We start from the raw sequence: 22386 nt of genomic DNA, 5'->3' as shown, positions 1-22386 counted from the left end.
CAACAGCGCCGGGAACGAACCTAGTGGAGAATTTTCATGCCGGTATCGGCGTGCGCGCCGCCGCTTCGGTGTACTCCTTGAGCCAGCGCAGTACATCGACCGCTTCCCAACGACTGGGGTCATACAACGCGTACAGCAAACCCTGGTAACCCACGACGTCCAGCTGCCGGTGATAGCCTGCGCGCTGGAACAAGGCTTCGATTTCAGCGAAACAGGTATTGAAATGCAGTTTGTTGAAAGGGGTTTTCCCTTCCGTTACCAGCCCGTCCAGACGCAATTCGAGGACCGCCTCACTTACCACGTCCACCGACATGCGGTTCACGCTGCCCTTCAATTGTTCGACATTGACCACGATTCATCCCTCTCACTCCCGGATATGACGGCACAACCCTGAATCAGGGACAGCAGTGCAACAACCCAGATAACTGTATACACATACAGTACCCGAGTCACAGCCTTTAAGCCAAGGGATCAATCGAAAAGCACGACCGGCGGAAGCCGCCAACACAAAAAACCTTTAACGCAAGAAAGCCACGACATCGTCGGAGCCGAACGGCCAACCCAGCTCAGCCCCCGTATCGACCCGGCGTAATACTGGAATACGCAAGCTGTAATCTGCGAACCATTTTTCGTCGTCTGCGATGTCCACCAGTTCCACCAGCAGGCCGTGCTCGACGAAGGGCATCAACATGGCCTCAGCCACTTCACAGAGATGGCACCCGAGGGTGCCGAACAGCTGACATTCAGGAAGCATGAGGGCTCAACCGGAAAAATTTGAGTGACTATTCTAGGCCTGCCCCAAAAAACCGTCGAGCGCCCTGGCAACCATTGCCCGGCGCAGCAGACTGGAACTCAGTCCTGACTGACCGCGCCGATCTTGTGCACTGACAAATCCGCCCCGTAATACTCTTCTTCCTGACTTAAACGCAGACCGTGGAGAGCCTTGATTGCGCCATACACCGCGAAACCACCGGCCAATGCCACCAACACGCCCAGTGCCGTACCGATCAACTGGCTGATCAGGCTCACCCCGCCCAGTCCTCCCAATGCATTCTGGCCGAAGATGCCGCAGGCAATCCCGCCCCATACGCCACATAGACCATGCAACGGCCAGACACCCAGCACATCGTCGATGTGCCATTTGCCTTGAGCGGCGGTAAAGCACCAGACAAACAGTGCCCCGGCAATCGCCCCGGTCACCAGCGCGCCCACAGGGTGCATCAGGTCGGAGCCGGCACAGATCGCCACCAACCCGGCCAGCGGGCCGTTGTGCAGAAAGCCCGGGTCATTGCGTCCGACAACCAGCGCCGCCGCCGTGCCACCGACCATGGCCATCAGCGAGTTCACCGCCACCAATCCGCTGACCCCTTGCAGGGTTTGCGCACTCATCACGTTGAAGCCGAACCAGCCGACGATCAAAATCCACGACCCCAACGCCAGGAACGGAATGCTCGAGGGGGCGAAAGCCACCAGGCGGCCTTCGCGGTATCGACCATTGCGTGGCCCGAGCAACAGAACTGCCGCCAGTGCCAACCAGCCCCCCATCGCATGCACAACGACCGAGCCGGCAAAATCGTGGAAGCCAGCACCAAAGCTTTCCTGCAACCAGGCCTGCAAGCCAAAGTTGCCGTTCCAGATCATGCCTTCGAAGAAGGGATAGATGAACGCAACGATCAGCGCGGTCGCGCACAGTTGCGGAACGAATCGCGCACGCTCGGCGATGCCTCCGGAAATGATCGCCGGGATCGCCGCGGCAAAGGTCAGCAAAAAGAAAAACTTCACCAACCCGTAACCGTGATCGGCATTGATCACTGCCGCCGGTTGCATAAAGGTCACTCCATAGGAAATCCAATAGCCTATAAAGAAGTAAGCCAGGGTCGAAACAGCGAAGTCGCTGAGGATCTTCGACAATGCGTTGACTTGGTTTTTTTGCCGAACCGTACCGACTTCCAGAAAGGCGAAACCGGCGTGCATGGCCAGCACCATGACCGCCCCGATCAGAATGAACAACGTATTGGAGCTATGGACCAGGCTGTCCACAGCGCTTTGCAGATTTTCCATGGATTAGGCAGACCTTAAGGCTGAAAAAAGCACCAAAGCAGTTCGCGCGGGCAATCCATGCACCAAGTTGTGACGCCATCAATCGAGCGCGTCACTCCCGATGAACCGCTTTGGCGCACGGGATTCGTCAAGGCCAGTCACGACCGGGACAATTGCTCGGGTTTTGATTGTTTGGGTTAAAGTTTTACGCAAATCATGCCCAGCAACAGCGCAGTGGCGCAGGCTGGCGCACCAGGACACAGCAAAAGTTGTACCAGTCATTTGTACTGAACCTTCGCACAAGGCTCATACTCGAACGATTCAGACGCCACCTATGGAGATCACCAATGGCCAGCACCAAGGCAAAGACTGCTCAAGAGATCCTGATGAACGACTTTCAGACACTGGTCAGCGACACTGAGCGGTTGCTGGAACACACCGCTTCCCTGGCGGGTGATCAGGCCGATGAGTTGCGCGAGCAGATCCACGACAGCCTGCTGCGTGCCCGGGAAACCTTGAAGCTGACCGAAGACTCCCTGCGCGAACGCGGCAAGGCTGCCGTCACCGCCACCGAAGATTATGTACAGGCCAACCCATGGCAATCGGTCGGCATTGCCGCCGGCGTGGGTTTTCTTATCGGTCTGCTGGCCTCCCGGCGCTGATTATGGCGACCGAAGATTTTGACGCGTCCATGACAGGCGCAAGCTCCTCATCGCGGCGCCTGGGCGCCGCCGTACTGGGATTGCTTCACAGCCATGTCGAATTGTTCGGCATCGAGTTGCAGGAACAAAAGGCACGCACCGTCAGCCTGCTGCTGTTTGCAGGACTGGCATTGGTGTTTGCCCTGTTATTGCTGGTGGGGTTGTCGACGCTGGTGCTGATCCTGTTTTGGGACACTTATCGCCTCGCGGCCATCATTGGTCTTTGCGTGTTCTATGCCTTGGCGGCAGTCTTCTGCGGCATTCGCTTGAGAGCGGCGATTTTCGATGAGTCCTCACCCTTCCATGGCACCCTGGAAGAACTGGCCAACGACAGGGAGCGCCTGCTGCCATGAACCTGCCTGAACTGCCTCGCAACAGCTCGCGCGCGGAAATGCGCAAGACGTTGATCCGTCTGCGCATGGAAATGCACCGCCAGGAAATCCGCCACGAATCCGCGCATCTGCTGCAACCCCTGCAGCGTGTTCGCGGGATGACGAAAAACCTGCAGGAAGGCTTCGGTATCAAGCACGCTCCACTCTGGGGCGTGGCGGCGGTAACGTTGCTGGGGTTTCTGACCGGCAAGGGTGCCAGGGGCGGCGGCATCAGTAGCCTGACTCGCTTGCTTCAGCTTGGCGCCACGCTGGGACCCTTGATCAAACTGGTGATGCAAGGCTCCTCGCGCAAACCCTGAGCTGTCACTTCTGGCTACATTCTTGCAACACCCACGGGATGAACCTCTTTTTCGAGAGGTTCAATCCTGCGTGGCGATCAGGCATTAGCCGGCCATCAGGTTTAATCCAAAAACAAGATCAACCAAGGAGGCTTTGTGATCGACGGGCAACCGGTCGCCTGTTTTCAGCCATTCATCGATACCGCTACCGGCCGAATCGCGGGCGTGGAGGCGTTGGGTCGACTGCGTCAGGCAGACGGTCAATTGGCATCGGTGGGACCTTTGTTCACCGACTCGAGCACGAACGCCATGGCCCTGCGCCGCCTGGATCGCCAACTGCGCGAGGACGCATTGAGCCGTCTGCACCAGGCACCTTCCGACTGGTTTCTCAGCCTGAATATTTCTCCGCGCTGGATCAGCCGCTTGCGCCCGGACCAACCGCTGCCAAGCCTAAGGCAACTGAACACATACGATGTCGACCCACGGAGAATCGTCTTCGAGATCACCGAACTGGGTGGTGACATCCAGCGCCTTGCCCAAGTGGTGGCACGTTACCGTTTGGCCGGTGCACGGATCGCCATCGATGACTTCGGTGCAGGCTACTCCCAGCTCGATCGTGTGCTGGCACTGCAACCGGACATTCTCAAACTCGACATGCGCTTGTTTCAGGCCGCGGCATTGGGTGGGCCGAGCAGCGACGTGGTCAAGGCCCTGGCGCAGATGGCAGAAAAAACCGGCTGCTGGATCATCGCCGAGGGCGTGGAAACCGATACTCAGCTCAATTTTGCATTGGAGTGCGGCTCGCGCTATGTGCAGGGTTTTCTGTTCGCCGAGGCACGGGAAGACTTCTTTTCCAGCGACGCCTTCGTCGAGCGCTTTGCACAACTGCGTCAGCGCTATGTTCAGCAGAAACTGGCAGAGCGCGGCCGCCTGATGCTCATGCGCCAGCAACTCGGCGAACTGATGACGATCCTGCAAGCCTGGGCCCAGGCTCGTGCCCCGCTCAGTGCCTTGCCCCGACTCGATGCCTTCCCCTGGCTGTTGCGCTTCTATCAATGCGACCGTCACGGCACACAGTTGACGCCGAACCTGGAGTGGCGCAACAGCAGCTGGGTCGCTGACAATCGCTATCTGGGCCATAACTGGTCCTGGCGCCCCTACTTCTATCACTTGCTGGCAGAGGGCTGGGATGAACGACGCCTGACCCTCTCAAACACCTATCGCGACGCCACCAGCAATCAGTATTGCCTCACCGCCGGGCAGTTTTTCGACAACGGCGAGCGGTTGCTGCTTATCGATATCGATGCCGTCGGGCTCTAGGCGGGCGTTTCCACTTGCAGGTCCCGGTGCGAAACGGGAAGCTAGAGACTCAAGTCACCCGACGGAGAGAACCCGCCTTGGATTGGCATACCCTGCTTACCCGCGAACGCCTCGGAAAGCCTCTGCACAGCTCGCAAGAGCTCGGCCGCAGTCCATTTCACAAAGACCATGACCGCATCATTTTCTCCGGGGCTTTTCGCCGGCTCGGACGCAAGACCCAGGTGCATCCGGTCTCCAGTAACGACCATATTCACACGCGCCTGACCCACTCGTTGGAAGTCAGTTGTGTCGGCCGTTCGCTGGGTATGCGCGTCGGTGAAACCATCCGCAACGCCCTGCCCGACTGGTGCGAGCCCAGCGACCTGGGGATGGTGGTGCAGTCGGCCTGCCTGGCCCATGACATTGGCAATCCACCGTTCGGCCACTCCGGGGAAGATGCGATCCGTCATTGGTTCCAGCAAGCCGCCGGTCGCGGCTGGCTCGATGCAATGAGCGAGGCCGAGCGCAATGATTTTCTCAATTTCGAAGGCAACGCCCAGGGTTTTCGGGTACTGACCCAACTGGAGTACCACAAGTTCGACGGCGGCACGCGACTGACCTATGCCACCCTCGGCACTTATCTGAAATACCCATGGACGGCCAGACACGCCGATTCGCTTGGGTACAAGAAACACAAGTTCGGTTGCTACCAGAGCGAACTGCCGCTGCTTGAACAGATCGCCCAGAAACTTGGCCTGCCGCAACTCGAAGAACAGCGCTGGGCGCGTCACCCGCTGGTGTACCTGATGGAGGCCGCCGATGATATCTGCTACGCGTTGATCGACCTCGAAGACGGCCTGGAAATGGAGTTGCTGGATTACGCTGAAGTCGAATCGCTGCTGCTGGATCTGGTGGGTGACGATTTGCCGGAAACCTATCGTCAACTCGGGCCGGGGGATTCTCGCCGACGTAAACTGGCCATCCTGCGTGGCAAAGCCATCGAGCACCTGACCAATGCCGCCGCACGGGCCTTTGTCGAGCAGCAGGACACATTACTGGCCGGTACACTGCCGGGCGATCTGGTGGAACACATGCACGGCCCGGCCAAACGCTGTGTCCTGAATGCAAAAGACATGGCTCGCAAAAAAATCTTCCAGGACAAACGCAAAACCCTGCACGAAATCGGCGCCTACACCACCCTGGAAATCCTGCTCAACACTTTTTGCGGCGCAGCCCTGGAACAACACAACGGTCGTACGCCATCCTTCAAGAGCCGGCGAACGCTCGACCTGTTGGGTAACAACGCACCCGATCCGCATGGCTCGTTACACACCTCGTTTCTGCGAATGATCGATTTCATTGCCGGAATGACGGACAGCTATGCGAGCGACATGGCGCTGGAAATGACGGGGCGCTCAAGTCACTGAGAGATAACGGTTGGTCAGCCATTACGCCATCCGTAATGGCCGATCAGCCCCAAAAAACCAAGTGCATTCAATGCTCGCTGAATTCCCCTACAACGGATGTCGAGTGAACTGATCGATTGGCCGATATTCGCGCGAAACAATCACGCCTCCTTTGTTCAATAAAAGAAGCGTGAATAATATGATCAAAGACAATCTGCACATCTTGCTGGTGGAAGATCACCCCTTTCAACTTCGGGCAACACAATATCTGCTCGAGAGTTTCGGCTTCACCCGTTTGACCACCACCAATTGCGCCCAAGGGGCCTTGCAATATTTGCTGGGTGCCGAGCAACCTTTCGATATTCTTTTGTGCGATCAGTGCCTACCCGATGTTTCCGGGATTGATTTGGTCAAGTTCGCCAGTCGCCACGGCATGATCAAACAAGCCATCCTGCTAAGTAGCCTGACGCTCACCGAACTGGACGGACTTGAATGCGTGGCCAACACCCATGAGCTTCCATTACTGGGTTGCTTGACAAAACCTTTGAAACAGACCGAGTTCATACAAATGCTGACCTCAACACCGAAATTAAGCAGCCATAATTCAACACACGAAAAACAATAAAAATCTCACAAATCGATATATCAAAACTTCAATTAAAAAAATAACTCGCACTATTCCTCATAAAAATCCTAGTTGATGCGTAAGCCCATTCCTTTTTTCTTGTAGGAACATTCCTATATTGCTGCTACAGGTACGTCAGTTCATACGCCACCTCAACTATCTGAGCTAAGGTGCGCGCTTTATTCAGTTCGCATGGGATTTGATTATGAACTCCGTTTTTATTGTCGACGATCACCCTGTCATCCGACTTGCCGTTCGTATGTTGCTTGAACACGAAGGCTACAAAGTCGTCGGTGAAACTGACAACGGAGTCGACGCCATGCAGATGGTTCGCGAATGCATGCCCGACCTGGTCATTCTCGACATCAGTATTCCCAAACTGGACGGACTGGAAGTCCTGGCCCGTTTCAACGCGATGAGTACGCCTCTGAAAACATTGGTACTGACAGCGCAATGCCCGACACTTTTTGGTATCCGCTGCATGCAATCCGGCGCTTCGGGATATGTCTGCAAGCAGGAGGATCTCAGCGAACTGGTCAGTGCCATCAAAGCCGTACTTTCGGGTTACAACTATTTCCCAAGCGAAGCATTGAACCCGGTTCGTGGTGACGAAGCGCGTTGCGCCGAACTGGAACTATTCAAGTCTGTCAACGATCGGGAACTGATGGTATTGCAACTATTTGCTCAAGGTCGCACCAACAAGGAAATCGCCAAAGGCATGTTTCTGAGCAACAAGACTGTCAGCACTTATAAAAAACGCCTCATGCAAAAACTCAAGGCCAAGTCGTTGGTTGAACTCATCGAAATGGCAAAACGCAACGCATTGGTGTGAGAGACAGGATGCCCATTCGTTTAAAGGACTATCTGATACTGATGACCATGGGCCTATGCCTGAGCACCTCCTCGCTCGCAACACACAGCAGTGATAACTACGCGTTGCTGAGTCGCTCGGAGGTCGGGCACCTGGAGATCCAGCTCGACAACTCACAACGGCAGTGGCTCAGGAACAAGCAGGAACTGATCCTTGGCACCTCCGCACCGGATTATCCGCCCTTCGACCTGACTCTTAGCGGTCGCGACTATGAAGGTTTCACTGCTGATTACGCGGGTATTCTCGGCAAGGCTATCGGCCTGCCCATCAGGATTCAGCGCTTTGCATCCCGGGGAGCGGCCATTGAAGCGCTTGAAAACAACGAAGTCGACCTGTTGGGTACAGCCAATGGATTCGAGGCCCGTAATCCCGACATCGTATTGTCAGCGCCCTATGCCGTGGACCAGCCTGTTCTAGTGACCCGTGAAGGCGAAACCCGATCCTTGACCGATGGCCTGGCCGGCATGCGCCTGAGCATGGTGTATCACTACCTGCCGATGGAGGAAGTCAAGGCCCTGTACCCCAAGGCGATTATCACGTCCTACCCGTCCTATCAGAATGCAATCAATGCCGTCGCTTTCGATCAGGCCGATGTGTTTCTCGGTGACACCATTTCTACCCATTACATGATCAACAAGGGCTACCTGAACAACATCCGCATGGCCAACTTCGGCAAACACGAGGCACACGGTTTCAGTTTCGCGGTGCATAAAGACAACCCGCAACTGCTCGGCATCATCAATGCCATGCTCACGGCCATCCCCGTCAGCGTTCGAGAAAACATCGCCAAACGCTGGAGCGCCGGCAGTGACATTCTGCTCACGGATCACAAACTGGAGCTCAGTTACAGCGAGGAACGATGGCTTGCACAGCATCCGGTAGTGCGCGTGGTGGTCAATGAAGCGTTGGCACCGCTGACGTTTTTCGACAGTGCCGGCAACTTTCGCGGCGTTGCCGCGGATTTGCTTGAGCTGATCAGATTGCGCACCGGCCTGCGTTTCGACATCCAGCGCAGCCGAAGCGATAGCGAAATGATCCAGCGAGTAAAGGATGATCAGGCCGACCTGATCGCCGCAGTGCTGCCCAGCGCTCAACGTGACACCCTGTTGAACTTCAGTCGCCCCTACTTGCAAAACTCCTTTGTCCTGTTGACGCGCAAGGCCCCGGACAGCCCGACCAATCTTGCGCAGCTTCAAGGCAAACGTCTGGCCCTCGCCCAAGGTCATCCGTTGTTGCCTTATCTGCGCAGCGAATTCCCGAAGACAAAGCTGATCGAAACCCCGGATACATTCAGTGCCGTGGAGATGCTGGCCGAGGGGCAGGCAGAAGGTGTGGTGAGTTCATTGGTGATTGCAAACTATTTCATTTCATCGCGGCTGTTCGAGCACACCCTGCAGATCAGTACCACCATCGGTACCGAGCAAGCTGCCTTTTCCCTGGCGACGAATCAGGGAGCCAAGGAACTCCATGACATTCTCAACAAGGCACTCCTGAGCATCGCACCGGAGGAGCTGGGCATCATCAACAGCCGCTGGCGGGGCTATTCGGCGTCCTCGCAAAGCACCTGGCGCAACTATCACCGGCTGTTTTACCAGATCGTCATTGGTGCCGGTGTGTTGTTACTGATTTCCGTGGCCTGGAACGCTTACATGCGCCGCCAGATCAATCAACGCAAGGCCGCCGAGCGCGCATTGAACGATCAGTTCGAATTCATGCGCTCGCTGGTCAACGGCACGCCACATCCCATCTATGTCAGGGATCGCCAGGGCCTGCTGCAAAGCTGCAATGACAGCTACCTGCAAGCTTTCAACGCGAAACGTGAAGATGTCATCGGCAAAAGCGTCATTCAGGGCTCCCTGAGCAACGCCTTTGAAGCCCGTGAATATCAGGCCGACTACGAGCGAGTCGTGGCCAAGGGCAGACCGTTGATACTCGACCGTCCGTTGCATATTGGCGGTCGCCGCTTGACGATCTACCACTGGATACTGCCCTACCGTGACTCAAGCGGTGAAGTGCAAGGCATCATCGGTGGCTGGATAGACATCAGCGAACGCCGGCAACTGCTCGATGACCTGCGTTGCGCAAAAGAGCGTGCCGATGAAGCCAACCGGGCCAAAAGCACCTTTCTGGCCACCATGAGCCACGAGATCCGCACGCCGATGAATGCGGTCATCGGCCTGCTCGAACTGACGCTCCAGCGCATCGAACACCAACATCCCGATCGTCCGGCCATTGATGTGGCGTATCACTCGGCGAAGGATCTGCTGGAACTGATTGGCGACATTCTCGACATCGCACGCATCGAATCCGGACACCTGAGCATGAGCCCGGAACGTGTCAATCCGCGAGAAATCGTGGCGTCGGTGGTACGTATTTTCGACGGCCTGGCCCGACAGAAAGGGCTTGCACTCAATTTGAATTTCAATCAGGACAATCCACCCATCGATGTTCTGCTGGACCCGATGCGCTTCAAGCAGGTGCTGTCCAATCTGGTCAGTAACGCCATCAAGTTTACCGAACAGGGAGAAGTCAGCATTACCGTCGACCTGCGCCCAACCACCGAGCCCGGTCAGGTGCAGATGCAACTGCAAGTCCGGGACAGTGGCATAGGAATCAGCGCACAGGATCAGCAGCGCCTGTTCGAGCCCTTTGCTCAGGCCGATAATGCTGGACAAACAGCCCGAGGCGGTACCGGACTTGGCCTGGTGATCAGCCGCAGTCTATGCGAAATCATGGGCGGAAGCCTGCAACTGAGCAGTCAGCCGGGTGCCGGCACTCAAGTACGGATGTCGCTGTGTCTACCAGCGTTGACACAAGAGTCCGGAATGGAAAGAGCCAATGCAAGGATCCACCTCGCCGCAACCCCATTGAACGTCCTGGTGGTCGATGATCACGCGGCCAATCGCTTGCTCATGTGCCAGCAACTGGAGTTTCTGGGTCATCGATACAGCGTCGCGGAGGACGGTCAGGCAGGATTCGAGGCATGGAAAACCGATGTGTTCGATCTGGTGATCGCTGACTGCAACATGCCGGTCATGAATGGCTACGAGCTGGTCCGAGACATTCGTCTGCACGAAAAACAAACGCGCCGACCGCGATGCACCATCCTGGGGTTCACCGCCAATGCACAACCTGAAGAGATTCAACGCTGCAAGCTTGCAGGTATGGACGACTGTCTGTTCAAACCCCTGACGCTAAGCGCCCTGAGCCAATGGGTTGGAGGCATTGCGCCAACCTCAATCACACCGGCTTTCAGCCTGGAAGGATTGCATCAGTTGACCGGTGGCAACCCGGTGTTGAACCAGCGCCTGTTGACTGAACTGTTGAACAGCAATCGTCAGGATCGCCAGGGCCTGCTGGCGCTCTGCGGCTCTACCGACCCGCAGGCATTCCTCGACATGGCCCATAAAATCAAGGGAGCCGCGCGAATCGCTCAGGCCGCTCGATTGATTGAAAGCTGCGAATTGCTCGAAACAACCTGCCGCGCCCCATTCCATCCGCGCAAAGTCGCCGACTGCTGTGCGGCCGTGGAGCGCGCCTTGCTGGAACTCGATCAGGCCTTGTTGCAACAGATCCGAAAAACGACAAAAGCAGAATGACATTGGCTTAACTATGCTTGGACGCTGTGCAGTGTGTTAACCATCACGGAGTGACCTGTATGCCCAACCCACTGCGTCCGGATCAACGGCGATTTTCCTTGCACGTTCATATCAGCGTGATGTTTACCTGCCTGCTGTTGCTGACCGGCGTGGTGCTAGGCATTTTCCATTATCGGCATACCACACAGATCATCCTGTCCAGCAGCGAAAAACTCTTCAATCGCATAGAGCAGGACGTGCGCCTCGATTTGAAGGCGACCTATGAACCGATCCGCCATCTGCTAAGCCTGCAAGTCGTCAACCCTGCGGTCCAGGCACCGGACCTTGAGCATCGCCTGGCGCTGCTCAGACCCTTCAGCCAGTCGCTCACTGACAACCCTGACCTGGCGTCACTGTATCTGGGCTACGGCAACGGTGATTTCTTCATGGTTCGGCCACTGCGAAACGCCGCCCTGAAGTCGCTGCTCAAAGCCCCGGAGAGCGCGGTTTATCAAGTCTGGAGTATCGAGCGCGACAGCAGCGACCGGGCGCACTCCCAATCCCTGTTCTTCGACCAGAACCTGACCTTCATCAGTCGACAAGACAACCCCGACGACCCTTACGACCCGCGCAGTCGCGCGTGGTTTACAAGCGCCAGCCGCGACAACGATCAGATCACCACCGAGCCTTATATCTTTTTCTCCACCCGCAACGTCGGCACCACACTGGCCCGGCGCAGTGGTGAGCGAGTCGTGATGGGCGCGGACCTGACCCTGGCCGAACTCAGTGCCACCCTGGCCAAACATGTGGTGACACCCGCCACCGAAATCGTGCTGTTTGATACCCAGGGCAATGCCGTTGCCTACCCCGATGCCAGTCGCCTGATCATCGACGATCAGACGGCTCGCCTGATCAAGGCGGCTGACCTGAGTCCCAGCCTGGGCGCATTGCTCAACAGCCCTCCTCCTGAAGGTAATCGCCTGAATGCCGGGGGACGCCAATGGATCGTGGCCCGCAGCAGCATGCAGGAAGGTGGCCCGCAGGGACTGCAACTGGCGATGTTGGTGCCGGAAGATGAATTGCTCGTCGATGCCTATCGTATGCGCTGGCAAGGTGCGTTGATTACGCTGGCGACGCTACTGTTGTGCGTGCCGCTGGGCTGGTTGACCTCGCGGATTCTGGTCACCCCCCTGCGCGCACTGGTGCGCGAAGCGGATGCGATTCGCAGTTTCGATTTCAATTTTCCGCTATCGCGTCGCTCGCCGGTGCTCGAAATCGATCAACTGAGCGTATCAATGGCCCGCATGAAAGATACCCTGGCGAGCTTCTTCCAGATCACCGACAGCCTGAGCGCCGAAACCCGATTTGCCCCGTTGCTGCAACGCGTGCTGTTTGAAACCGTGAAAATCGGCCAGGCCCAGGCCGGTCTGATCTACCTGCGTGAAGGTGACGGCGATCGCATGGAGCCCCACGGCCTGGTCATCAACGACACGGCACAGGCTCTGTCGTCATTCGACATAGGGTCCCACGAACTTAAAAACCCGCAGAGCCCTGACTGGCTGCGACAATTGTCGTCCGCCGACAATGTCGTCAGTAACCTCGGCTTCGAACAGGCCGGGGACTTGCAGAAAGTACTGCTGGCACTGAAATGTCCCAGGGTTCATCTGATCGGCATCCGCTTGCACAATCGACATAACGAAACCGTGGGCCTGCTGGTCTTTCTGCTGGCCGACAGCGGCAATCAGAGTGATCTGGAAAAACTTCGACCGGACCGCATTGCGTTCTTGCAAGCCGTATCCGGCGCGGCTGCAGTGAGTATTGAAAGCCAGCGCCTGCAAAACCGACAAAAACAATTGCTGGATGCGTTCATCAAGTTGTTGGCCGGTGCAATTGACGCCAAAAGTCCCTACACCGGCGGCCATTGTCAGCGCGTGCCGGCCCTGACCCTGATGCTCGCGCAAGCTGCCGCGACGAGCCAAGATCCAGTCTTCAGTGGCTATCAGCCCACCGATGATGAATGGGAGGCGCTAAACATCGCTGCCTGGCTCCACGACTGCGGCAAGATCACCACCCCGGAATACGTGGTCGATAAAGCCACGAAACTGGAAACCCTTTACGACCGCATCCACGAAATCCGTACCCGCTTCGAAGTGCTCAAGCGCGATGCCTGGATCAGCTACTGGCAAGCGGTCGCCGCCGGTGGCGACGAGCAGCCTCTGGCGCAGTTGCGTGATGCCACGCTGACCGGTCTCGACGATGACTTCGCCTTTATTGCCCGCTGCAACCTGGGTGGCGAGGCGATGGATGATGGAGACCTGCAACGTCTGCGCAGCATCGGCCAGCGTACCTGGATGCGAACCCTGGATGATCGGCTGGGCGTTTCCTGGGAAGAGAACCGGCGTCAGGCGCGCAATCCTGCACCGACATTGCCAGTCACCGAGCCACTGCTGGCAGACAAGCCCGAGCATCTGTTCGAACGCCCCGAAACCGAACTGATCGCCCCGGATAATCCCTTGGGGTTCAAACTCGATGTACCGCACTACAAGTACAACCGCGGCGAACTCTATAACCTGAGCATTCGCCGCGGCACCCTGACGAACGAAGAACGCTACATCATCAATCACCACATCGTGCAGACGATCCTGATGCTCAACCACCTGCCCTTCCCCGGTTACCTGAGCAACATTGCGGAAATCGCCGGTGGCCATCACGAAAAAATGGACGGCACCGGTTATCCAAAACGCTTGAAACGCGAGGAGATGAGCCTGCCGGCGCGGATGATGGCGATTGCCGATATTTTCGAAGCGCTGACGGCTTCCGACCGCCCCTACAAGAAAGCCAAGTCATTGAGCGAAGCGCTGGGCATCATGGCTACCATGTGCCGGGATGCCCACATCGACCCGGAGTTGTTCGGGTTGTTCATCAAGACGCACATCTATCTTCAGTATGCCGAGCGGTTCCTCGACCCGCAGCAGATCGATGTGGTAGACCCGACAAGCTTGCTGATCAAGGCTGGTCTGACGGTTTGACCAATATTCAGCAATCGGTCAAGCGCAGGAAAATGGCCGCCAGGTGCTCGATTCCAGCCTGATCCTGCGCATTGAAACGCGCCAGTTTCGGGCTATCGAGGTCCAGCACGCCAATCAGGCGACCGTCCTTGACCAAGGGCACCACCAGCTCGCTGTTCGAGGCACTGTCACAGGCGATATGCCCGGGAAACGCATGCACGTCTTCGACCAATTGCGTCTGCAACGTCGCCGCCGCAGTCCCGCACACGCCCCGACCGAACGGAATCCGCACGCAGGCGATCTGTCCCTGGAACGGGCCCAACACCAGTTCCTCGTTGCGATTGAGGTAGAAGCCGGCCCAGTTCAGGTCTTCAAGCTGATTGAACAGAAACGCCGAAAACTGCGCGGCGTTGGCGATGAAGTCCCGCTCGTCCGCCAGCAGCGACTCCAGCTGCGCGTGCAGCATGCCATAGCCTTCGAGGCCCTGGCCGCTCTTTTGTAAATCGATCATGCCTTGTGCTCCAACAGTTTCAGCCCAACCCAATAGCGGGCAAATTGATACGCGCAACGTCCGTTACGATTGCCGCGTCCCGTGGCCCAGCGCACCGCGAGGATGTCCAGCTCTTCGGTACGCTGCCACTTCAGGCCGGCCTTGTGGGCCAGTTGTCCGATCCAGTGCTCGACAACGTTGAGAAAGTGTTCCTGGGTAAACGGGTAGAACGACAGCCACAAACCAAAGCGATCCGACAGGGCGATCTTGTCTTCCACCGCCTCGCTGGGGTGCAATTCGCCATCGACCCGTTTCCAGTTTTCGTTATCGCTTTCCTTTTCCGGCACCAGGTGGCGACGGTTGGAAGTTGCGTACAGCAACACGTTGTCCGGCGCCTGTTCCAGGGACCCGTCGAGCACGCTCTTGAGGACGCGATAATCGCCCTCGCCCGACTCAAATGACAGGTCATCGCAGAACACCACGAATCGTTGCGGCAATTTTGCGATCTGCTCGACGACCCGTGGTAAGTCTGCCAAGTGGTCGCGCTCGATCTCGATCAAGCGCAAACCTGCCTGGGCATGCTCGGCGAGCAAGGCGCGGATCAGCGACGATTTACCGGTACCGCGCGAGCCCCAGAGCAAGGCGTGGTTAGCCGGCATGCCGTCCAGAAATTGTTGGGTGTTGCGACCCAGCTGCTCCACCTGGCGGTCGACGCCGATCAAGTCGGACAGACGCATGTCGAGACTGACTTCCAGCGGTAGCAGATAACCGCTGCGCCCTTCGCGCTGCCAGCGTGCCGCCAGGCAGGTTGTCCAGTCGATCGCTTGTCGAGGGGTGGGCAGCAGCGGTTCGATACGGGCCAGAACGGCATCGGCGCGTTCAAGAAAAGCATTCAATCGGGAATCCACGTCTTCTCCTCGGGCACGTTCACAGTAATGATGGCGATACAGCGACAGAACACAGCGTTCGATGTCCGGACCAAGCCCCTCTACAAGGGCTCGCGAGAGCATCGGCTTCCATGCATGATCGGCTATGCTTGAGCAGCGAAGGGAAACGGAAGTGGTCCAGCACCCCATGGATATCAAGTTCACCAACCGGCTGTCTTACAAGCAAGCCCGGCTTACCGTGCTGGTCGGTTTCATTCTGGGCACGCTGCTCAGCCTGCTGCAAATAGGCATCGATTATGCCAGTGAAGACGCCTCCATCAACCGTGAAATCCTGTCTTTGCTGGAAATCAGCCACAACCCGGCTTCACGCATCGCCTATAACATCGACGCCGAACTCGCTCAGGAGCTGACCCTGGGCCTGCTGCGTTCGCCTGCAATCATTGGCGCGAAACTGAGCGATAACAACGGCAACGTGCTGGCCAACGTCAAGCGACCGGGCCTGCAAAGCGGCTATCGCGTGCTCAGTGACCTGCTGTTCGGCGCCAACCGGCAATTCGAAGACCGCCTCTATCTGGACCACCTGCCCAACGAATCCCTCGGCACGCTGCAACTGGACGTCGACACCTACTCATTCGGGTACCGGTTCCTGCGTCGCGCCGAAGTGACCTTGCTCAACGGCTTCGCCCGCAGCCTGATCCTGACCGGCATCCTGCTGGCGCTGTTCTATGTGATGCTGACCAAACCATTGGTACGTGTTATCCGCGAACTCAGCGGTCGCGATTCACGCAGCATTGAACCGACCACCCTGGAATGTCCGGCCGGCCACGCCAACGATGAAATCGGCGTGCTGGTGAAAGTCGCCAACCAGCAATTCGAAAATGTCGCCACCGAAATCCACCAACGACGCAACGCGGAAAATCGCCTCACCGATTACCTGAGCCAACTGGAAAACATCGTCTCGGCACGTACCGCCGAACTCAAGGCCATCAACGCCCGCCTCAGCCAATCCAACCAGGAGCTGGAAGTGGCCCGAAGCACCGCCCTGGACATGGCCGAGGCGCGCTCGGTGTTCCTGGCCAACATGAGCCATGAAATCCGCACGCCACTCAATGGCCTGCTGGGGATGATCGCCCTGTCGCTCGACGGGCCGCTGACTGCCGAGCAGCAGCAACAACTGTCCATCGCCCATGACTCGGGCAAGGTGCTGGTGGAATTGCTCAACGATATTCTCGATCTGTCGAAATTCGATGCCGGTCAGCTCGAGCTCGAACACATCCCCTTCGACCTCGGCGCACTGGTCGAAGACACCGCCAACCTGCTGTCGCAGAATGCGGCGCCGAGTGTCGAACTGACCTGCTTGATCGATCCACATTTCCCGGCATTAGTGCTCGGCGATCCGACCCGGGTTCGGCAGATCGTCAGCAATCTGCTGTCCAACGCACTCAAGTTCACCCGTTTCGGACGGGTCGATGTGCGCCTGTCGACCTTCGGCGACGGTGTCAGAATCGAGGTCTGCGACACAGGCATCGGCATTCCCCAGGACGCCCAGGTCAAGATCTTCCAGCCCTTCACCCAGGCCGGTGCCGGGATTACCCGACAGTTTGGCGGCACCGGGCTGGGGCTGGCCCTGACCTATAACCTTTGCGAAGCCATGCGAGGGCGCCTGACCATCAGTTCCGAAGCGGGTTTTGGCAGTCAGTTCTGTGCGCAATTACCGCTGCCCCGCCATACCCGGGCACTTCCGCCGCCGGCCTTGCAAGGCAAAGTCATCGCCATCACCGCCGCCAGCAGCGGCCTGGCGGAATTGCTGGGTAGCGCGCTGCCCGGTTGGGGGTTGGAGTATCAGCAGCGCGCCATTGACGAGCCATTGATCGGTCTGGATCCCGATGTGTTGATTACCGATTGTCCCGAATGCTTGTTCAACCTGCGCCCCACCTTCACCGCACCGATTTTGCTGGTGACCGCATACGGCAGTTTCATGCCCGTTGAACAAGTCAACGCCCTCGCCCCCTTGCAGCAGCAGGCGCGCCCTTTGGCACGCAATGCGTTGCACCAGACCTTGCGGCGCATCCTGCAACCGGAAATCGCTGTCATCGACGATATCCGGATCGATACCCAATCGCCGCAACGCCGCGCACGGGTGCTACTGGTCGAAGACAACCCGGTCAATCAACTGGTGGCCAAGGGCATGCTCGGCAAACTCGGATGCGACGTGATTGTCGCCGCTCATGGTGTAGAGGCACTGGATCAACTGGAAAGCAGCGATTTCGATCTGGTACTGATGGACTGCAACATGCCCGTGATGGATGGCTACGAAGCCAGTCGGCAAATCCGCCGCAGCGGACGCTGGCCGGAACTGCCCATCGTCGCCCTGACCGCCAACGCCATGTCCGAAGAGCGCGAACGCTGCCGTGCCGCGGGCATGAACGATTACCTGGCCAAACCGTTTCGACGAGAAGAACTGGCTGCCCTGCTGGATATCTGGATACCCGTTACGACAGTGCCTTGATTTGCCCCAACAGATGATCCAGGCCATTGCGCAGTTCATTCAGGCGATCCAGGTCTACACCACTGTCGCACAACAGCCGAGCTTTCAACGGCCCGACCTGATCGCGCAACGCCAGCCCCGTTGGTGACAGGCTCAAATGCACCTCGCGCTCATCCCGAGCCGAACGCTGACGCTGTACCAGTTGCAGTTGCTCAAGACGCTTGAGCAACGGCGTCAGCGTGCCGGAGTCCAGCGCCAGTCGCTCGCCCAAGGCCTTGACGGTCGGCTGCTCCGGCGCGGTTTCCTGCCACTCCCATAACACCAGCATCGCCAGGTATTGCGGGTAAGTCAGGCCGAGCTGGTCAAGCATCGGCTTGTACGCCCGGATCACCGCACGGGAAGCGGCATACAGCTTGAAGCAGAGCTGACTGTCAAGATTCAGGGAGTCGACGGACGTGTTCATTTGAGCAGGGCTTCGATCTCGCGGGTCAGGTCCTGCGGCTTGGTCGCCGGCGCGAAACGCTTGACCAACTGGCCGTCCTTACCGATCAGGAACTTGGTGAAGTTCCACTTGATGCCCTGGGAACCGAGCACGCCCGGTGCACGTTTTTTCAACTGCACGAACAGCGGATGGGCGTCCGCGCCATTGACCTCGATCTTTTTGAACAGCGGGAAACTGACGCCGTAGTTCAGCTCGCAGAACTCGCTGATCGCCCCTTCATTACCCGGCTCCTGCTTGCCGAATTGATTGCAGGGAAAGCCCAGCACCACGAGGCCCTGATCCTTGTAGGTCTGCCACAGCTCCTCGAGGCCCTTGTACTGCGGGGTAAAACCGCATTTGCTGGCGGTATTGACCACCAACACCGCTTTGCCGGCGAAGTCTGCCAGGGTCTTTTGCTCGCCCTTGATCGTGGTGCACGGAATGCTTAGCAGATTGTCGCTCATGGTGAAGGCTCCAGATTCAGGAAGATAAGCCAAACATAGCGAGCAATTGAATTGCGTGCAATTTAAATTATCGGGCACCGACCCACTGTAGGAGCGAGCTCTGCTCGCGATGGTCGTGAACGATAACGCGGGAAACCTGATGCCCCGCGCTGCCCCCAAGCCCATCGCGAGCAGAGCTCGCTCCTACAGAGGGCTTTTTATCCGCGTGGAACCAGATCCAGGCACACCGAGTTGATGCAGTAACGCAGACCGGTAGGCGGCGGACCATCCGGGAACACATGCCCCAAGTGCGCATCGCATTTGGCGCAAACCACTTCGGTACGGATCATGCCGTGGCTGGTGTCGCGGATCTCGACCATGGCACTGTCGCCGATCGGCGCGTAGAAGCTCGGCCAGCCGCAACCGGAATCAAATTTGGTTTTGGAGTCAAACAGCGGCTCGCTGCAGCAGATGCAGTGGTAAACACCGTCGACCTTGCTGTCGTTATATTTGCCGGAGAACGGGCGCTCGGTGCCCTTGAGACGGCACACGTTGTACTGCTCGGGATCGAGCATGGCTTTCCATTCTTCCAGGGTTTTTTCCAACTTTTCCATCATCACACCTCGGCGGCTGAAAAAGCCCGATCTGTACCTTTTCCAAGGATCGGGCGGCACGTATGATTGCGCCTCGTCAAACGCCAGTCTGGCAGCCAGGCCACGCGCATTCAAACGGATTTATGGGTGCTGCTCTCAAGGCGTCAGGCCTGTGTGATTACGCAGGATTCCCAGTACGGTTGTTCATACGCCGCCTGGATCGTTCATTTTCGGGAACACATCGCCATGCAGGTCAGCAAATCGAACAAGCTCGCCAACGTCTGCTATGACATTCGCGGCCCGGTGCTCAAGCACGCCAAACGCCTGGAAGAGGAAGGTCATCGCATCCTCAAGCTGAACATCGGCAACCCGGCACCCTTTGGTTTCGAAGCGCCGGACGAAATCCTCCAGGACGTGATCCGCAACCTGCCGACCGCACAGGGTTACAGCGATTCCAAGGGTCTGTTCAGCGCGCGCAAGGCCGTCATGCAGTACTACCAGCAAAAACAGGTGGAAGGTGTCGGGATTGAAGACATCTACCTGGGCAACGGCGTTTCCGAGCTGATCGTGATGTCGATGCAGGCCCTGCTCAACAACGGCGACGAAGTACTGGTGCCGGCCCCGGACTATCCGCTATGGACCGCAGCCGTGAGTCTGTCGGGTGGTAATCCCGTGCATTACCTGTGCGACGAGCAGGCCAACTGGTGGCCGGACCTGGCCGACATAAAGGCCAAGATCACCCCGAACACCAAGGCGCTGGTGATCATCAACCCGAACAACCCGACCGGTGCGGTGTACTCCAAGGAAGTTTTGCTAGGTATGCTGGAACTGGCCCGCCAGCACAACCTGGTGGTGTTCTCCGATGAGATCTACGACAAGATCCTGTACGACGATGCCGTGCACATCTGCACCGCATCCCTCGCGCCGGACTTGCTATGCCTGACCTTCAACGGCCTGTCCAAGTCCTATCGCGTCGCCGGTTTCCGCTCCGGCTGGATCGCCATTTCCGGCCCGAAACACCACGCCCAGAGCTACATCGAAGGCATCGACATGCTGGCCAACATGCGCCTGTGTGCCAACGTCCCGAGCCAGCACGCCATCCAGACTGCACTCGGTGGCTATCAGAGCATCAACGATCTGGTGTTACCGCCAGGACGCTTGCTGGAACAGCGCAACCGCACCTGGGAACTGCTCAACGACATCCCGGGCGTGAGCTGCGTCAAGCCGATGGGCGCACTGTATGCGTTCCCGCGCATCGACCCGAAAGTCTGTCCGATCCATAACGACGAGAAATTCGTCCTGGACCTGCTGCTCTCCGAGAAACTGCTGGTGGTGCAAGGCACGGCTTTCAACTGGCCATGGCCGGACCACTTCCGCGTTGTGACCCTGCCGCGTGTCGATGACCTGGACATGGCGATCGGACGCATCGGAAATTTCCTCAAGTCCTATCGTCAGTAAGCGATCTGTCACCGTGCAACGCCAACGCGCGTTGCACGGTGATTCATTCAGCAACACATGTTCGTGCCCCGCCGGGACTTACCGCTCCACCAACCGACCGATCACACAGACCATGTTCTCGCCCAACAACGGCGGGGCCTACAACGCCCATCGCGTCTTACAAACACTTCCCTATTCAATATCGGAAATGCCCTTCAAGCAGCTAAGCTATTGCCGTAGGACACAGTTTGAAATAGTCACTCGGTTGAATACCCCGGTGCAGCACCTTATATACCCCGCAGTACGCTACATCTTTAGCATAAGGAGATTTCTACAACCATGATGCGCATCCTGCTGTTTTTGGCCACTAACCTGGCGGTCGTGCTGATTGCCAGCATCACCCTGAGCCTTTTCGGCTTCAACGGGTTCATGGCGGCCAACGGGGTTGATCTCAACCTCAATCAGCTGCTGATTTTCTGTGCGGTCTTTGGTTTTGCCGGTTCCCTGTTCTCGCTATTCATCTCCAAGTGGATGGCGAAGATGAGCACCAGCACCCAGATCATCACCCAGCCACGGACTCGCCACGAGCAATGGCTGCTGCAAACCGTCGAGCAACTGTCCCGCGAAGCCGGGATCAAGATGCCCGAAGTCGGGATTTTCCCAGCCTACGAGGCGAACGCCTTCGCCACCGGCTGGAACAAGAACGACGCGCTGGTCGCGGTCAGCCAGGGCTTGCTCGAGCGTTTCTCGCCGGATGAAGTGAAAGCCGTTCTGGCCCACGAAATCGGCCACGTCGCCAATGGCGACATGGTGACCCTGGCGTTGATCCAGGGCGTAGTGAACACCTTCGTCATGTTCTTCGCACGGATCATCGGCAACTTTGTCGACAAGGTGATCTTCAAGAACGAAGAAGGCCAGGGCATCGCTTACTACGTGGCGACCATCTTCGCCGAACTGGTTCTGGGTATCCTGGCCAGCGCCATCGTCATGTGGTTCTCGCGCAAACGGGAATTCCGTGCCGACGAAGCCGGGGCAAACCTGGCCGGTACTGCCGCGATGATTGGTGCCTTGCAGCGCCTGCGCGCCGAACAGGGGCTGCCGGTGCACATGCCCGACACCCTGAATGCCTTTGGCATCAACGGTGGCATCAAGCAAGGGTTTGCTCGCATGTTCATGAGCCACCCTCCGCTGGAAGAGCGTATCGACGCACTGGCGCGTCGTCGGGGCTGAATAGCTCAGAAGTAGACAAGAAGGCCCGCAGCGATGCGGGCCTTTTTTTTGTCTGTTGTTTATGGGGGTGTACTTTCGGCCCCCTTCGCGAGCAGGCTCGCTCCCACATTGGATATGTGTTTGGCGCAGCCCCTGTGGG

General features: G+C 57.8%; 20 protein-coding genes. 12 read left to right on the top strand and 8 right to left on the bottom strand.

Translation table 11 applies throughout. The annotated features are described in order from the left end of the window. Positions 1-34 precede the first annotated feature (34 nt). From ACSFE6_RS14515 to ACSFE6_RS14505, 3 genes are all read right to left on the bottom strand, one after another. The gene (locus tag ACSFE6_RS14515) at positions 35-352 is read right to left on the bottom strand and encodes a transcriptional regulator (RefSeq protein ID WP_435428254.1); all 318 of its coding nucleotides are present in this window, start codon (positions 350-352) and stop codon (positions 35-37) included. A 165-nt stretch (positions 353-517) separates the two neighbouring features. Then, on the bottom strand, positions 518-754 hold the full coding sequence (locus ACSFE6_RS14510) for a glutaredoxin family protein (RefSeq protein ID WP_435428253.1): 237 nt from the start codon (positions 752-754) through the stop codon (positions 518-520). Positions 755-852: 98 nt separating this feature from the next. Beyond that, positions 853-2061 carry an ammonium transporter gene (locus ACSFE6_RS14505; RefSeq protein ID WP_435428252.1) on the bottom strand — a complete coding sequence of 403 codons (1209 nt, stop codon included), beginning with the start codon at positions 2059-2061 and terminating at the stop codon, positions 853-855. 326 nt (positions 2062-2387) lie between these two features. On the opposite strand from ACSFE6_RS14505, the gene ACSFE6_RS14500 reads away from it, so the two are divergent. The 9 genes from ACSFE6_RS14500 (at position 2388) to ACSFE6_RS14460 (ending at position 14219) form a co-directional block, all read left to right on the top strand. After that, positions 2388-2702 (top strand): DUF883 family protein, encoded by a 315-nt coding sequence (locus tag ACSFE6_RS14500; RefSeq protein WP_435428251.1) that lies wholly within the window; start codon positions 2388-2390, stop codon positions 2700-2702. A gap of 29 nt (positions 2703-2731) precedes the next feature. Beyond that, entirely contained in the window at positions 2732-3094 is a 363-nt protein-coding gene (locus ACSFE6_RS14495; RefSeq protein WP_435428250.1) for a phage holin family protein, read from the top strand. Continuing rightward, positions 3091-3432, top strand: coding sequence for a hypothetical protein (locus ACSFE6_RS14490; protein ID WP_435428249.1), 342 nt, complete (start codon positions 3091-3093; stop codon positions 3430-3432). The genes ACSFE6_RS14495 and ACSFE6_RS14490 overlap by 4 nt, the downstream gene beginning before the upstream one ends. Positions 3433-3567: 135 nt before the next feature. Next, positions 3568-4731, top strand: coding sequence for an EAL domain-containing protein (locus ACSFE6_RS14485; RefSeq protein ID WP_435428248.1), 1164 nt, complete (start codon positions 3568-3570; stop codon positions 4729-4731). 77 nt (positions 4732-4808) lie between these two features. Further along, the gene (locus tag ACSFE6_RS14480; RefSeq protein WP_435428247.1) at positions 4809-6137 is read left to right on the top strand and encodes a deoxyguanosinetriphosphate triphosphohydrolase; all 1329 of its coding nucleotides are present in this window, start codon (positions 4809-4811) and stop codon (positions 6135-6137) included. A gap of 178 nt (positions 6138-6315) precedes the next feature. Further along, complete coding sequence (locus tag ACSFE6_RS14475) at positions 6316-6741, top strand: response regulator (protein ID WP_435428246.1); 426 nt, start codon at positions 6316-6318, stop codon at positions 6739-6741. Between the two features lie 205 nt (positions 6742-6946). After that, complete coding sequence (locus ACSFE6_RS14470) at positions 6947-7573, top strand: response regulator transcription factor (RefSeq protein ID WP_175389648.1); 627 nt, start codon at positions 6947-6949, stop codon at positions 7571-7573. Positions 7574-7581: 8 nt separating this feature from the next. Beyond that, the gene (locus ACSFE6_RS14465; protein WP_435428245.1) at positions 7582-11211 is read left to right on the top strand and encodes a transporter substrate-binding domain-containing protein; all 3630 of its coding nucleotides are present in this window, start codon (positions 7582-7584) and stop codon (positions 11209-11211) included. Between the two features lie 59 nt (positions 11212-11270). After that, entirely contained in the window at positions 11271-14219 is a 2949-nt protein-coding gene (locus ACSFE6_RS14460) for an HD domain-containing phosphohydrolase (protein ID WP_435428244.1), read from the top strand. A 7-nt stretch (positions 14220-14226) separates the two neighbouring features. Here the strand turns inward: ACSFE6_RS14460 and ACSFE6_RS14455 are convergent, their stop codons facing one another. Beyond that, a complete protein-coding gene (locus tag ACSFE6_RS14455; RefSeq protein ID WP_435428243.1) occupies positions 14227-14709 on the bottom strand; it encodes a GAF domain-containing protein in 483 nt (160 codons plus the stop codon). Beyond that, complete coding sequence (locus ACSFE6_RS14450; RefSeq protein ID WP_435428242.1) at positions 14706-15596, bottom strand: ATP-binding protein; 891 nt, start codon at positions 15594-15596, stop codon at positions 14706-14708. Before ACSFE6_RS14450 ends, ACSFE6_RS14455 begins: the two co-directional genes overlap by 4 nt. 166 nt (positions 15597-15762) lie before the next feature. On the opposite strand from ACSFE6_RS14450, the gene ACSFE6_RS14445 reads away from it, so the two are divergent. Beyond that, positions 15763-18084 (top strand): response regulator, encoded by a 2322-nt coding sequence (locus ACSFE6_RS14445; protein ID WP_435428241.1) that lies wholly within the window; start codon positions 15763-15765, stop codon positions 18082-18084. Here ACSFE6_RS14445 and ACSFE6_RS14440 read toward each other — a convergent pair. From ACSFE6_RS14440 to msrB, 3 genes are all read right to left on the bottom strand, one after another. Beyond that, positions 18068-18526 carry a MarR family winged helix-turn-helix transcriptional regulator gene (locus ACSFE6_RS14440; protein WP_435428240.1) on the bottom strand — a complete coding sequence of 153 codons (459 nt, stop codon included), beginning with the start codon at positions 18524-18526 and terminating at the stop codon, positions 18068-18070. The two genes, ACSFE6_RS14445 and ACSFE6_RS14440, sit on opposite strands and share 17 nt — an antisense overlap. Further along, a complete protein-coding gene (locus ACSFE6_RS14435; protein ID WP_435428239.1) occupies positions 18523-19008 on the bottom strand; it encodes a glutathione peroxidase in 486 nt (161 codons plus the stop codon). Before ACSFE6_RS14435 ends, ACSFE6_RS14440 begins: the two co-directional genes overlap by 4 nt. A gap of 197 nt (positions 19009-19205) precedes the next feature. Further along, the gene (gene msrB, locus ACSFE6_RS14430) at positions 19206-19601 is read right to left on the bottom strand and encodes a peptide-methionine (R)-S-oxide reductase MsrB (RefSeq protein WP_435428238.1); all 396 of its coding nucleotides are present in this window, start codon (positions 19599-19601) and stop codon (positions 19206-19208) included. Positions 19602-19826: 225 nt separating this feature from the next. On the opposite strand from msrB, the gene ACSFE6_RS14425 reads away from it, so the two are divergent. Both ACSFE6_RS14425 and htpX read left to right on the top strand, forming a co-directional pair. Then, positions 19827-21038 carry a pyridoxal phosphate-dependent aminotransferase gene (locus ACSFE6_RS14425; protein ID WP_007983502.1) on the top strand — a complete coding sequence of 404 codons (1212 nt, stop codon included), beginning with the start codon at positions 19827-19829 and terminating at the stop codon, positions 21036-21038. Positions 21039-21356: 318 nt separating this feature from the next. Then, positions 21357-22247: a protease HtpX gene (htpX, locus tag ACSFE6_RS14420; RefSeq protein ID WP_007973520.1), complete on the top strand. Its 891-nt coding sequence runs from the start codon at positions 21357-21359 to the stop codon at positions 22245-22247. Positions 22248-22386: the final 139 nt, after the last annotated feature.

Origin of the sequence: Pseudomonas baetica (assembly GCF_051216495.1) — a bacterium.
GTDB lineage: Bacteria > Pseudomonadota > Gammaproteobacteria > Pseudomonadales > Pseudomonadaceae > Aquipseudomonas > Aquipseudomonas baetica_B.
Note: the sequence above shows the minus strand (reverse complement) of the source record. Positions and strands in the feature narration are given on the sequence as shown.

Coding starts and splice junctions, on each gene's coding strand:
- ACSFE6_RS14510 (WP_435428253.1), bottom strand. CDS start 754: ATGCTTCCTGAATGTCAGCTGTTCGGCACCCTCGGGTGCCATCTCTGT.
- ACSFE6_RS14500 (WP_435428251.1), top strand. CDS start 2,388: ATGGCCAGCACCAAGGCAAAGACTGCTCAAGAGATCCTGATGAACGAC.
- ACSFE6_RS14465 (WP_435428245.1), top strand. CDS start 7,582: ATGCCCATTCGTTTAAAGGACTATCTGATACTGATGACCATGGGCCTA.
- ACSFE6_RS14440 (WP_435428240.1), bottom strand. CDS start 18,526: ATGAACACGTCCGTCGACTCCCTGAATCTTGACAGTCAGCTCTGCTTC.
- msrB (WP_435428238.1), bottom strand. CDS start 19,601: ATGGAAAAGTTGGAAAAAACCCTGGAAGAATGGAAAGCCATGCTCGAT.
- ACSFE6_RS14495 (WP_435428250.1), top strand. CDS start 2,732: ATGACAGGCGCAAGCTCCTCATCGCGGCGCCTGGGCGCCGCCGTACTG.
- ACSFE6_RS14435 (WP_435428239.1), bottom strand. CDS start 19,008: ATGAGCGACAATCTGCTAAGCATTCCGTGCACCACGATCAAGGGCGAG.
- ACSFE6_RS14425 (WP_007983502.1), top strand. CDS start 19,827: ATGCAGGTCAGCAAATCGAACAAGCTCGCCAACGTCTGCTATGACATT.
- ACSFE6_RS14475 (WP_435428246.1), top strand. CDS start 6,316: ATGATCAAAGACAATCTGCACATCTTGCTGGTGGAAGATCACCCCTTT.
- ACSFE6_RS14470 (WP_175389648.1), top strand. CDS start 6,947: ATGAACTCCGTTTTTATTGTCGACGATCACCCTGTCATCCGACTTGCC.
- ACSFE6_RS14460 (WP_435428244.1), top strand. CDS start 11,271: ATGCCCAACCCACTGCGTCCGGATCAACGGCGATTTTCCTTGCACGTT.
- ACSFE6_RS14490 (WP_435428249.1), top strand. CDS start 3,091: ATGAACCTGCCTGAACTGCCTCGCAACAGCTCGCGCGCGGAAATGCGC.
- htpX (WP_007973520.1), top strand. CDS start 21,357: ATGATGCGCATCCTGCTGTTTTTGGCCACTAACCTGGCGGTCGTGCTG.
- ACSFE6_RS14505 (WP_435428252.1), bottom strand. CDS start 2,061: ATGGAAAATCTGCAAAGCGCTGTGGACAGCCTGGTCCATAGCTCCAAT.
- ACSFE6_RS14455 (WP_435428243.1), bottom strand. CDS start 14,709: ATGATCGATTTACAAAAGAGCGGCCAGGGCCTCGAAGGCTATGGCATG.
- ACSFE6_RS14445 (WP_435428241.1), top strand. CDS start 15,763: ATGGATATCAAGTTCACCAACCGGCTGTCTTACAAGCAAGCCCGGCTT.